The organism is Zemynaea arenosa (assembly GCF_004614185.1).
Taxonomy (GTDB): Bacteria; Pseudomonadota; Gammaproteobacteria; order Burkholderiales; family Burkholderiaceae_D; genus Telluria; species Telluria arenosa.
Genome location: NZ_SPVF01000081.1, coordinates 1 through 11,615 on the forward strand (window position 1 = coordinate 1; position 11,615 = coordinate 11,615).

At 67.1% G+C, this 11,615-nt stretch carries 12 protein-coding genes; 3 read left to right on the forward strand and 9 right to left on the reverse strand.

What is annotated here, in order from left to right; genetic code table 11:
• On the reverse strand, positions 1-143 hold a 143-nt coding region (locus E4L96_RS05710; protein ID WP_135206255.1), incomplete at its 3' end, for an SDR family NAD(P)-dependent oxidoreductase.
• Positions 140-1,621 (reverse strand): flavin-containing monooxygenase, encoded by a 1,482-nt coding sequence (locus E4L96_RS05715; RefSeq protein ID WP_135206256.1) that lies wholly within the window; start codon positions 1,619-1,621, stop codon positions 140-142. The genes E4L96_RS05710 and E4L96_RS05715, both read right to left, overlap by 4 nt.
• Before the next feature lie 93 nt (positions 1,622-1,714).
• Between E4L96_RS05715 and E4L96_RS05720 the strand changes: the two genes are divergently transcribed.
• Both E4L96_RS05720 and E4L96_RS05725 read left to right on the forward strand, forming a co-directional pair.
• Positions 1,715-2,332: a TetR/AcrR family transcriptional regulator gene (locus E4L96_RS05720; RefSeq protein WP_135206257.1), complete on the forward strand. Its 618-nt coding sequence runs from the start codon at positions 1,715-1,717 to the stop codon at positions 2,330-2,332.
• Between the two features lie 199 nt (positions 2,333-2,531).
• The gene (locus tag E4L96_RS05725) at positions 2,532-3,161 is read left to right on the forward strand and encodes a PEP-CTERM sorting domain-containing protein (protein ID WP_135206258.1); all 630 of its coding nucleotides are present in this window, start codon (positions 2,532-2,534) and stop codon (positions 3,159-3,161) included.
• A gap of 77 nt (positions 3,162-3,238) precedes the next feature.
• Here the strand turns inward: E4L96_RS05725 and E4L96_RS05730 are convergent, their stop codons facing one another.
• The 5 genes from E4L96_RS05730 to E4L96_RS05750 all read right to left on the reverse strand — a co-directional run bounded on the left by E4L96_RS05730 (position 3,239) and on the right by E4L96_RS05750 (position 9,147).
• Positions 3,239-5,299, reverse strand: coding sequence for an alpha/beta hydrolase family protein (locus E4L96_RS05730; RefSeq protein WP_135206259.1), 2,061 nt, complete (start codon positions 5,297-5,299; stop codon positions 3,239-3,241).
• An 80-nt stretch (positions 5,300-5,379) separates the two neighbouring features.
• Complete coding sequence (locus E4L96_RS05735) at positions 5,380-5,946, reverse strand: GNAT family N-acetyltransferase (protein WP_135206260.1); 567 nt, start codon at positions 5,944-5,946, stop codon at positions 5,380-5,382.
• The gene (locus tag E4L96_RS05740) at positions 5,943-6,881 is read right to left on the reverse strand and encodes a GNAT family N-acetyltransferase (RefSeq protein WP_135206261.1); all 939 of its coding nucleotides are present in this window, start codon (positions 6,879-6,881) and stop codon (positions 5,943-5,945) included. The genes E4L96_RS05735 and E4L96_RS05740 overlap by 4 nt, the downstream gene beginning before the upstream one ends.
• The gene (locus E4L96_RS05745) at positions 6,878-7,837 is read right to left on the reverse strand and encodes a polysaccharide deacetylase family protein (RefSeq protein ID WP_135206262.1); all 960 of its coding nucleotides are present in this window, start codon (positions 7,835-7,837) and stop codon (positions 6,878-6,880) included. Before E4L96_RS05745 ends, E4L96_RS05740 begins: the two co-directional genes overlap by 4 nt.
• 125 nt (positions 7,838-7,962) lie before the next feature.
• Entirely contained in the window at positions 7,963-9,147 is a 1,185-nt protein-coding gene (locus tag E4L96_RS05750) for a serine hydrolase domain-containing protein (protein ID WP_135206263.1), read from the reverse strand.
• 209 nt (positions 9,148-9,356) lie between these two features.
• Here E4L96_RS05750 and E4L96_RS05755 point away from each other — a divergent pair, with 209 nt between their 5' ends.
• A complete protein-coding gene (locus tag E4L96_RS05755; RefSeq protein ID WP_135206264.1) occupies positions 9,357-10,292 on the forward strand; it encodes a DUF535 family protein in 936 nt (311 codons plus the stop codon).
• Positions 10,293-10,581: 289 nt separating this feature from the next.
• Here the strand turns inward: E4L96_RS05755 and E4L96_RS05760 are convergent, their stop codons facing one another.
• Positions 10,582-10,950, reverse strand: a complete 369-nt coding sequence (locus E4L96_RS05760; RefSeq protein ID WP_220433395.1) for a hypothetical protein — start codon at positions 10,948-10,950, stop codon at positions 10,582-10,584.
• 13 nt (positions 10,951-10,963) lie between these two features.
• Positions 10,964-11,615: DUF5694 domain-containing protein (locus E4L96_RS23555; RefSeq protein ID WP_229414232.1), on the reverse strand; the 652-nt coding region annotated here is incomplete at its 5' end.

Consider the following 11,615-nt stretch of genomic DNA (forward strand, 5'->3'; position numbering starts at 1 on the left):
GCCGTGGCGGTGGCATCGGCTGCCGCGCCATCGATGTCGGCCAGCGCCAGATGGCAGCCGCGCTTCGCCAGCGCCAGCGCGATGGCGCGGCCGATACCGCCACCCGCGCCGGTGATTACGGCCACCCGGTCCTTCACGATCATGGCATTGCTCCCTTAGCGCCAAAGCGCATGACGCCGTCGGCCAGGCGGCCGTAGCGGATGGTGAAGAGGTCCTGCAGATAGTTCTGGTAGACCTGCCAAGGCTTGCGCGAGCCTTGCTGCGGCAGCAGGTGTTTCGCACGCTGCACGTAGCCCGAGGTGAAGTTGAGGAAGGGCTCCGGCTGCACGCCCGGCTCGCGGCGCGGCACGGCGATCTCGATGCCGTGACGGTCCATATGGCGCAGCAGGCGGCACACGTAGCCGGCGGTGAGGTCGGCCTTCAGGGTCCACGAGGCATTGGTATAGCCGAACGCCATCGCCATGTTGGGCAGGTCGCTCAGCATCATCCCCTTGTAGGCCATCGCCTCGGAGGCCTGGAACGCGTCGCCGTCCACGGTGATGCGCATGCCGCCGAACAGCTGCAGCTTGAGGCCCGTGGCCAGCACGATCACATCCGCCGCCAGCTCCAGGCCGGAGGCGAGCAGGATGCCGCTCGGCGTGAACCGCTCGATCTGGTCCGTGACCACGGAGGCGCTGCCGCGGCGCAGGGCGCGGAACAGGTCTCCGTCCGGCACCACGCACACGCGCTGGTCCCACGGGTCATACGACGGCGTGAAGTGCTTTTCGACGTCCACCGTCGGCCCGAGCTGGGCGGCGGCCATGCGCACGATGTGGCGCCGGATCTCGCGCGGCTTGCTGCGCGCGAGGCGGAACAGCACGATGCTCTCCAGGATATTCTTCCAGCGCGTGGTGGCGTAGGCAGCGCGCTCGGGCAGCCAGCGGCGCAGGCGCTGGGCGAGCGCGTCCTGCGACGGGCGGGTGACAACGTAGGTGGGCGAGCGCTGGAGCATGGTCACATGGGCCGCGCGTTCGGCCATCGCCGGGACCAGCGTCACGGCGGTGGCGCCACTGCCGATCACCACGACGCGCTGGCCGCCGTAGTCCAGGTCCTCGGGCCAGAACTGCGGGAGCACGATGCGGCCGGCGAACTCCTGCTCGCCCTCGAATGTCGGGCGGTGCGCTTCCTGATAGCTGTAATAGCCGCTGCACATGTACAGGAAGCGCGTGCGCGTGGTGCTGCGGGTGCCGTCGGCCAGTTCCGCTTCCACGGACCAGCAGGCGTCCGCGCTCGACCACGACGCATGCACGACCTTGCGGCCGAACTGCACCAGCTGCTCCACCCCGCTGTCGTGCGCGGTGGCGTGGATGTAGCTCCGGATCGACGGGCCGTCCGCGATGGCCTTGGGGTCGGTCCACGGGCGGCTGGCGTAGCCGAGGGTGTACATGTCCGAGTCCGAGCGGATGCCAGGGTAGCGGAACAGGTCCCAGGTGCCACCGATGGCCTGGCGGGCCTCCCAGATCGCGACGCGCTTGCCGGGGCAGTTCCGGCGCAGCGCGGCCGCGGCGCCAATGCCGGACAGGCCGGCGCCGACGATCAGCACGTCCAGCATTCCAGCGTCAGGAAGGGGTTCGGAATTCATTCTGACACTGTACATTGTCAAAACAGCGAAGACAACGGGGCGGATCAAAATTCTGACACCCAAGCGTGTCACAAGAGCTGTCACAATAGCGCCATGGCACAACAGAACAGCATCCCGGCCGAGCGGCGCTACCGCGGCGTGGCCAGCGAGGAGCGGCGCGCCGAGCGCCGGGCGCGCCTGATCGCGGCGGCCATCCAGGTCTACGGGGAGCGCGGCTACCGGCAGTCCACCGTCAAGGCGGTGTGCGAGGCGGCCGGGCTCACGGAGCGCTACTTCTACGAGTCCTTCGCCAACAGCGAGGAGCTGCTGATCGCGTCTTTCAACGCGGTGACCTACGGGGTCTTCAGCGAGATCACGGCGGCGGCGGAAGCGGTGCGCAGCCGGCCCGAGCGCTCGCGGGCGATGCTCAACGCCTACTTCTCGGCGCTCAAGCGCGAGCCGCAGGCGGCGCGCGTGTTCCTGGTCGAGATCCGCGGCGTGAGCCGGGCGGTGGACGATGCCTTCGATGCGGCCTTGCGCGCGATCGGGCATGGCGTGGCGCGGCTGGTGGCGCCGCCGGACGCGCCGGACGATGAACTGCTGCAGGCGGGCGTGGTGGGCGCGGTCATCCACATCGCGCTGCGCTGGATCGCGCAGGGGTACAAGCCTGGGCTGGAGACGGTCACCGATACCGCCCTGCGGATCGGCCTGGTGCTGGCAGCGCGGCGCTAGCGCTTGTATTGACAACTCGACTGTCGACTTATTTGACACTTTCTTGACACGACAGTTTGCGCAAATTCAAACGATTGCGAGCTTTTCACGCTAACTGTTTGATTTTGCTCAACATGGACTTGTGGGTTTAATTATAGGTACGAAAATTGCTGACACTGCCAGTCGCAATCTCATTCAACCTATAAAAAGGACCACAGCCATGAAACTGAAGCACCTGCTGCTGGCAGCGCTGGCCGGAACCGCATTCAACGCCCACGCGGCGCTCACCACGTACGCGCCTTGGGACGCCACCTACCCGACGATCGCGGGCGTGCAGTTCAACGTGAATAGCGCGAACGGCGTCACGGTCGCGATGGGCGCGCACCCATACAAGAGCGGCGTGACCATGCCGAACAACGGCATCAGCACCTACTACGGCCCGTCGGGCACGTACGCGCCGGATGGCCTGGGCCGCGCCAACTGGAGCTTCGACTTCGCGGTCGACTTCGGGCGCGACTGCCAGGGCTGCACCGTGCACCTGCTGGTGGACAAGGACCCGACGGCGGGCATGGACATGGTCGATATCGGCATTGCGATGGCCGTCGCCAATGACTACATCGATTCCTGGAACATGGAGATGGCCTTCATGACCGCCCTGGTGTACGACTTCGACCCGAACGCCAACAGCAACACCGCCTTCAGCCTGTACGTCATGAACGCTGCGGGTGCCGAAGTGGCCCGCTCCGATATCAACGTCATCGTCGGCACCGTCCCCGAGCCGGCCAGCCTGGCCCTGTTCGGCCTGGGCGCCGCCGGCATCGCCGCCCTTCGCCGTCGCCGCGCCGCCTAAGCCGCGCGCAAAAAAAGGCGGGCCACCCGGCCCGCCAGTGCTGACGCAAAAACGCCCGCGGTTGCGGGCGTTCTGCTTTACTTCTTCAGGTGCTGGTCCAGCCAGTCGATCACGGTGTGGTGCCACAGGACCGAGTTGGCGGGCTTGAGGACCCAGTGATTCTCGTTCGGGAACACCAGCAGCTTGCTCTCGATGCCTTGGCGCTGCAGCGCCGTGAAGGTCGACAGGCCTTGCGCGGTCGGGATGCGGAAGTCCAGGTCGCCCTGCACCACCAGCATCGGCGTCTTCCACTTGGTCACATGCAGCGCGGGGTTGAAGCGCTCGTGCTTGTCCGCATGCGCAAAGTAGGTGCCGCCGTTTTCCCACTCGGTGAACCACAGCTCCTCGGTCGAATAGGCCATGCCGCGCGTATCGAATACGCCATCATGGTTGACGATGCACTTGAACCCGTCGGACCAATTCCCTTCGATCCAGTTCATCATGTAGCCGCCATACGACGCGCCGAGGGCGCAGCTCTTCGAACGGTCCAGCCACGGGAACTTCTGCACCGCCGCGGCGAGGCCCTTCTTCAGGTCCTCCAGCGGGGCACCGCCCCAGTCACCGCTGATCGCATCCGTGAACTTCTGGCCGTAACCCACCGAACCATGGAAGTCGATGAACACGCTCGCATACCCCGCGCCCGCATACACCTGCGGATTCCAGCGGTAGCTCCACGCGTTGCCAAAGCTGCCCTGCGGCCCGCCGTGCACGAGGAAGGCGACCGGATACCTGGCGCCCTGCTGGTAGTTCCAGGGCTTCATCACGTAGCCATAGACCTTGTCACCCTTGGCGCCGGTGAAGGAGAACTGCTCGTACTCGCCCCAGCGCACGTCCGCCACCTTGTCCGCATTCAGGCGCGTGAGCTGCACCGGCTTGGCCCCGGCCGCAGCCAGATCCTGCACGAACAGCTGCGCATCCGACTGCAGCGACGACAGCGTGTACGCGACCGTCGCACCACGGACGTCGTATGCGCCGACCGAACCCTGGTCTGTCAGCGCCGTCACCTTGCCGCTCGCGGCGTCCACCGCGAACAGGCGATGCTGGCCCAGATCCAGCGCATCGACGATCAGCGCCTTGCCGTCCGCCGTCCAGCGCACATCGCCCGCCGAGCGGTCCCACTTGTCCGCCAGCTTGCGCTTCTTGCCGGTGGCGACATCCATCAGCATGATCTGGAAGCGGTCCGCCTCGAAGCCCGGGCGCGGCATGGCGAGATAGGCCAGCGTCTTCCCGTCCGGCGAGAAGGAACCCTTGCTGTCCCAGGCGGGGTTCTCGGCCGTCAGGTTGCGCGGCGCCGCGCCACCGGCCGCCGGCACCGAGTACAGGTCGAAGTTGGTGGACCAGGCTTCCGTCTTCCCGGCCACGCGCACCGAGAACACCAGCGTCTTGCCATCGGGGCTGAAGCGGTAGTCATCGTGGTCGCCGAACGGCTTGGACGGCACGTCGCCATCGATGCTGCCGGACAGGCTGACTGGCGCTCCGCTCACGCGGCCAGCAGCATCCAGCGGCGCCGAATACAGCACGTTGGTGCGGCCATCGGCCCAGGTATCCCAGTGGCGCACGAACAGGCGGTCGTAGACCATGCCGGTGGCCTTGTTCTTGTCCTTGGCATCCAGGCGCGCCTTGGTGCAGGCCAGGTCCGCGCAATCGCGGAACACGGCCAGGCCCAGGGCGATGCGGTCGCCGCTTGGCGCGATGCGGAAGTTCTCGACATCCACCGGCAGGTCCGTGACGCGCACCGCCTCGCCACCGGCGATGGGCTGGCGCCACACCTGGTTGGAGCCGGAGCGCGCGGACAGGAAGTAGACCGCGTCGCCGGCCGGCGCCCATTCCGGATCGGTGCTGCTCGCGTCGTCCTTGGTGATCATGCGCGGCGTGGACTGGGCGGCCTTCAGGTCCACCATCCACACCTCAAAGTGGCCGCGGTTCTTGGCCAGGTCCGTGGTGCGCACCGTGTACAGGATGTGGCTTGCATCCGGCGAGAGCACCGGCGCGCCCACGCGCTCCATCGCCACCAGGTCTTCCACGGTAAAGCCGCGCGGTGCCGCGACGGCATTGACGCCCGCCACCGCGGCGCCCAGCACAATCAAACGAAAATTCATTCTGTCCCTTTCGAGTCACGCTGCCGGCTCGCCCGGCAGGCAAGCCGCGACTCTACCACGCCCGCCGCGTGGCCGCGAGGTCAGGTCCCGCGCGCCGGACGTGTGATGCGCAAGGCCTTCTTGCGGCCGAAGGGATGCAGCTCGATCACCGTTGCGACGCGCTGCCAGCCCGCCGTCTGGAACGCGCGCAGGGACGGCTCGTTGGAGTGCCACACGCGCGCATAGGCGCGCTCGAAACCCTGCTGGCCAACGTCGTGCAAGGACGCTTCGATCAGCGCCGGTGCGATCTTCTTGCCGCGCATGGAGGACGCCGTGATGACCTCCACCAGCTTGGCCTCGCGTTCCTTGAGCGGCCAGAAATTGCGCTTGCGGTAGCGCTCTCCGTGCCAGTAGAAGCACAGCGCCGCGAGTTGCCCGTCCGGCCCCCGGCAGCCGTAGCCCAGCGCACCCTCGCCCGCGTAGAACGACTGCGCGCGGATGTCGGGATCGGCGCTGGCAGCCACCATCTCGCGGTCCACCGGCACGATAGTCCCCCCGGCTGGAATCGAACCAGGAACCTGCGCCTCGGCGCACGCCTTCGTGAGGATCACGTAGATCGAGTACTCGCCACAGAGCCAGCGCAGCATGCGCTTGAGGAGCGATTTCATCGGGCGAAGCGCAGCAAACGCTTGATGCGGGCCTTCAGCCCTGCGCGTTCAACCACGTCCCCGAGCCAGCCCGAGAACCGGTCCATCGTGCGGTGCGCGCGCACCAGCAGCTGGTTGCGCAGCGATTTGCGCACCATGAAGACGTTGGCGCACAAGCGCTCGTCGGTGGCGAACAGGCGTTTGTGGTCGCTCTCCCCTTCCGTGAAGTCAAAGATGCGGAAGGTGTTTTCAGCGTACAGCTGCTCGACCGCCAGCCATTGCAGCACCGTGCCCACCGAGAGCTTCATGTAGTCCGGGTGATAACCCACGTAGGCGTAACTGAGGACTCCCTCCTCCACCGGGCAGTAGATGTAGGACACCGGCTGGCCTTCATGGAACAGGATATAGCCGCGCACCTGGTTCTGCGCCGCCAACTTGCGGCCCTCGTCGCGGAAGGCGGGGCTGTCCGGCAGGCCCGCGTCCAGCAAGCGGTCCTGGTAGGTGCGCTTGGACAGCGGCACCGCAAGGTCGAAGAACGCGTCGATGTCCTCCGGTGCGCGGTAGGTGCGCCAGTCAATCGTGCCGCCGCTATGCTCCGCCCACTTGCGCACCTTGCGCGTGATGGTCGAGCGGGTCTTGGACGAGAACTTGGCCAGGTAGCTGTCGTAGCCGATGGTGAGGTCGATGAAGCAGTGGCGGTATTCCTGCGGCACGTAGAACAGCCAGCCATCGCGCTGGTCAAGCGTGGGCAGCGACTGCGCCACCGGCAGGCCGCGCACCACGAAGCCTTGGCTGCCGGGCTGCAGCTCGTCGACCGGCGGCGTGATGGAGACCACGGGCGCGGTACGGTCAGACAGGCGCTCGGCGCGCACCTGCAGCGGGAGACCTATGGAAAACAGCGTCAGGTCGCTGAGCTGGAACTTGAAAGGGACGGTCCTGACTTGCCAGCGGCTCATCCGTAGGCCCTGCGCAACGCCTGCTGCATCATGCGAAAGCCTGTGCGGTAAAGAGGTGAGGTCAAAGGATCGGGCTGGGGTCCGACGGCGCGCGGCTCCAGGCCCACGAAGCCGCGGGTGTTGAAGCAGTCGCTGTTCTTCTCCAGGAAGCGGCACAACTTGCGGAAGCGGTCCAGCACCACCGGGTCGGCGCGCTCCTTGCTGCTGGTGAGGAGTTCAAAGCTGTGGAACAGCAGCACGAAGGACTGGCGCCCCTGTTCGAGCGCTTGCCACAGCAGGCCTTCCAGCTCCGCGGTGGAACAGGACGTGAGCTGGGTGTGGCGCAGGCCGCGGCCATCGCGGTAGACCGTCAGCGGGAATTCGTAGACGCCGTCTTCCAGATACGGTTCGGTGAGCATGGCGCCGGGTGCGAGGCCGCTCTCCAGCCCATACATGGTCGGGTTGTAGCTGCTGTCGAAGCGGATGCCGTGGGCCGCAAGCGCCCGCAGCGTGTCGCGGTTGAAGCCGAAGCTGCCCGCGCGGAAGGCGTTGACCTCGTGCGCGCCGGCCTGACGCAGCAGATCGAGGCCGATGCCGATCAGCGTGGTCTGCTCTTCATAAGTGAAGTCGCGAATGTTCTGGCGCTTGCGCGTCATGCCCGGCACCAGCGCCGGCGTGGCCTCGTCGGCCCACTCGGTGTGCAGGTGCAGCTGGATTTCCTGGCCCGCGGCCTTGGTCAATCCGACGATTTCGTCGAGCGGCGCCTGGCCGAAGCGGCGCGCGAACAGCGGCTCGATGAAGAACACGCCGCGCAGGCCGTGGTCGTTGAGCACCTGGAATTGATAGGTCAGGCCGAATTCGCCGCGCGCGGTGGGGCCGTGGATGTACTTGCGGAACGACGAGGGGAACGCTGCGTCGAGATTGTCCCAGCCGTTACACCAGATCTCCACGTCGTTGGTCAGAAACACGTCTAGCACGGCTGGACTCTCTTGTTTTGCTTTTAAATCAAGAGAGATGTTACCTGACCTCAATTAGCAGAACAAGCTTTGCAACACTCTCGAAGCTGTCGCGGCAATGCGACAAAGGCCCGTCAGTACACCGTTTATGGGCTGAGCGCGGCCTGCGCGGACAGGGTGCCGAGCTGTGAATACAGGGGCACGATGTTGGCCTTATCGTCCGGGTACACGCGGTTGGACAGGAACACGTAGAAGCTGTGCGAATGCGGGTCGACCCACAGGATGCAGCCCGTGAAACCGGTGTGGCCGAAGCTGCCAACCGGGTACACGCTGCCGCGCGGGCGCGAGTATGGCGAGTCGATGTCCATGCCCATGCCGCGCACGGCGGGCATGGCGGCAGGCGATTGCGCGGTGGTCAACAGGCGCACGCTCTCGGGCGTCAGCACGCGCACGCCATCGAGTTCGCCGCCGTTCAGGAGCATCCGGGCATAGCGCGCGAGGTCGCCCGCGGTGGAGAACACGCCCGCGGAACCGGCCACGCCGTCCATGCGGCGCGCGGTCGGGTCATGCACTTCGCCCTGCAGGGTCTGGCCGGGGCGCATGTCGCCGTGCAAGGATTCCGGTGCGGCGGTGGCGCTGGCGAATTGCGTGGGCGCGATGGCGGCCTTCTCGATGTGCTGCAGCGGACGGTAGGTGGTGTGGCGCATGCCGAGCGGGGCGAAGATGCGCTGCTGGGCGAACTGCTCCAGCGGCATGCCGCTGATCTTTTCGACGATCAGGCCGAGCAGGATGAAGTTGACGTCCGAGTAGCGGAACAGGGTGCCGGGGGCATCCGTGACCTTTTGCGCGCAAGCGAGCTGGTGCGCGGCCTCGCGCCCGTGCCAGAGCGGGGTCTTGGGCAGGCCCGAGGGCAGGCCGGAGCTGTGGGTGAGCAGGTGGCGCAGGGTCACGCCCTGCTTGCCGCCGGCGTCGCAGTCGGGGAAGTAGCGCACCAGCGGGGCATCGAGGTCCAGCTTGCCTTCCTGGGCCAGGATCAGGACCGAGGGAGCGGTCGAGACCACCTTGCTGAGGGAGGCGATGTCGAACACCGTGTCGGCCGTGATGGCGGGCGCGGCGGCATCGTAAGTCTGACGGCCGTAAGCATGCTCGTACACCCGGCCTTGCCGCTCCAGGTGATAGACCGCGCCGGGCATCCGGTGATCCTGGATCACGGCTTCGATGGCCACGTCCACCGCCTGGGTGCGCTCGGCCGGGAAAGTGGCGGGTGTCAGCGACGCGCACGCTGACAGGACGGCCGAAGCCAGGACGGACAGGAAAACACGGCGACGCATGGCACAACTCCCGGCGAACTCATGAAGAATTGATTGTACCCCCAGGGAAAGCGTCGTTGCCAAACCACACTCTTTACGAATATTTACAAAACCGTTGTCCGTATTTACCGTATGTACTACATTGCAAGTCGCCGCCGAATCCACGCGGCCTACCGATAACACTGTAAGGCAGGCCCAACCGATCGCCTCCCCGAGACCGAGGCGTAAGGATGAACCTGACAGAGACCCAGCAGGCCTGGCGGCTTGCACCCACGGCGCCCGCGGCGCCTCCGATCACTCTGTGGACCGGGTTGGCCGACATGCCGGCCGGCGCCCGGTATCTGCGCGAATCGATCAAGCTCGGCCTGCGCGCCCTGGCCAGTCCCGGCACCACGCGCCGCTGGCTGGATCTGCTCAATTCCCAACCCGCACTGCGCCACTTCGTCGGCCAGCAGCCGCGCATGGTGCTCAAGATCTACCGCCCCTACCTCAGCATGGCGCTGACCTGCCGCGAGCGGGTGCAGGCGCTGGCGTCGCACTACGAATTCATGCTGGCGCGCGGGCTCGGGCCGATGGTGTCGGCCGCCGCCGCGCAGGGAGTGGTGGCGGACCGTGTCGAGGGCAAGTCCGGGCGGCCGTACACGCTGGAGCTGCGGCGGCTCGGATCGATGGAGCGTGAAGGGGAGCTGGTGCTGCAGCTGATGGAAGGCGGGCGCGCGGTGTATTCGGTGGCCTTCACGTTTGCGCGGCTCGGTGCGGAGCTCAGTGTGTGCATCGGATGCGTGCAGGGGCCGCGCGGCGAGGACAAAGTCGAGCGCGTGCGCGAGGCGACGCGCGAGCTGCATGGCGTGCGGCCCAAGAATCTGCTGGTGAACCTGGTGCGCCAGCTTGGCTATGAACTTGGCTGCCGCGAGGTGCGCCTGGTCGGCAACGCCAACCGCGTGGTGCGCCGCCAGCTGCGCCGCGCCCGCGTGCACGCCGACCTGAACCAGCTGTGGCACGAGATGGGCGCGCGAGTGCTGCCCTGCGGCGACTACGTCCTGCCGTGCGCGCGCCTGCCCGCCCCCGACCTGGACGCCATCCCCTCCAAGCGCCGCGCCGAAGTCCGCCGCCGCCACGCCCTCCACCACACCCTCGCCACCGCCCTCCTGCGTACCTTCACATAGTCAGTTCATTCCCCTCCCGCCGGGGTACGTCCCCGCTCGGCGGCAGCCTCCTGCGTAGCGGCTCAGCCGATTCTGACACCTGTACGCCGGGGTACGTCCCCGGTGTTGGGATGCGGTACAAAAGCGGCGGTGCTGCCCCGGCGCGCGCTCGCGCGCGGGTCGGCGGATTCGGACACGTGTACGCCGGGGTACGTCCCCGGCGTCAGGGGGTCGGAGGAGTCCGGGGGCGGGACGTAAAAAAGCCCGCCGGTGCGCGGGGCACGGGCGGGCCTGCGGAACGCGCGCGCGCTCAGTCGGCGCGGGTCAGTTCGACGCCGTCCACGGTCATCTTCAGCTTGCCGCCTTCCTTGTGCGGCGGCTTGGTCACGACAAAGGTGGTGTCGATCCGGAACGGGCCATTGAGGCCGCCGCGGAAGCTGTCGCCGTCAAAACCGGTCAGCTCGATGTTCACGCTCAGGCGCTTGCCCGGCTCGTCACGCTTGTAGAAGATCTTGCCGTTCTGCTCGATCTTCAGCTCCATCTGCTTGCCCGTCCACGCGCCGACATAGGCGGCCTTGGACGCCGGTACCGGCAGCGCCTCGGCCTGCGCCGCACCGGCCAGCAACCCGAGTGCCACAACCATGCCGGACAGCACCGGCTGCACAGTCCGCTTCATCATCCGCCTCCCGTTCTCATTGCAGCACCCGCTGCGCATCCACGATGGCCACATCATGCATCTGGTTGAGGTAGCCGTCCAGATACCCCTTGTGCGACGCCCCCACGATCACCAGCGTGCGCTGCCCCGGCACGCTGCCCATCGCGTTGACGATGTGCGCCGCCATCCGCAGGTTGCGGGTCTGCCAGTACGCGAGGTAATAGCGCCCGTAGTGCTGGGGCGACGGCTCTTCCATGGCCGCGCCGAAGTCGCTCTCGAACACCAGCTTGCCCTGCCCCGGGGCGTTGTAGGCGCGGTATAGCGCCAGCACGCCCTCGGCCGTGCCCACCTGCGCGCGCAGCGGCGCGTCCGCGGCCTTGCGGCGCGCGTTGGCCGGATTGTTCCACGCAGCCTGGATGGCTTTGCCGTAGCCCTTCTCGTCCACCACCGGGAAGTCGGCGGTGTGGTCGTCCATCGTCACCACGCCCTCCAGGCCGAGGCGCGCGGCCAGCACGGCGGCGATCAGCGAGTCCTCGTTGCGGCGCACCTTCAGCTTCTCCAGCACCTCGACCAGCGCGCCATCGAGCCCGTCGCCGGCCTTGCGCTCGCCCTCCGGCAGGCGCAGCCACTGCACCAGCGCCGAGGTCCGCTCGCCCGCCGCCAGCTGTAGCGCGGCCAGGTGGCGCCGC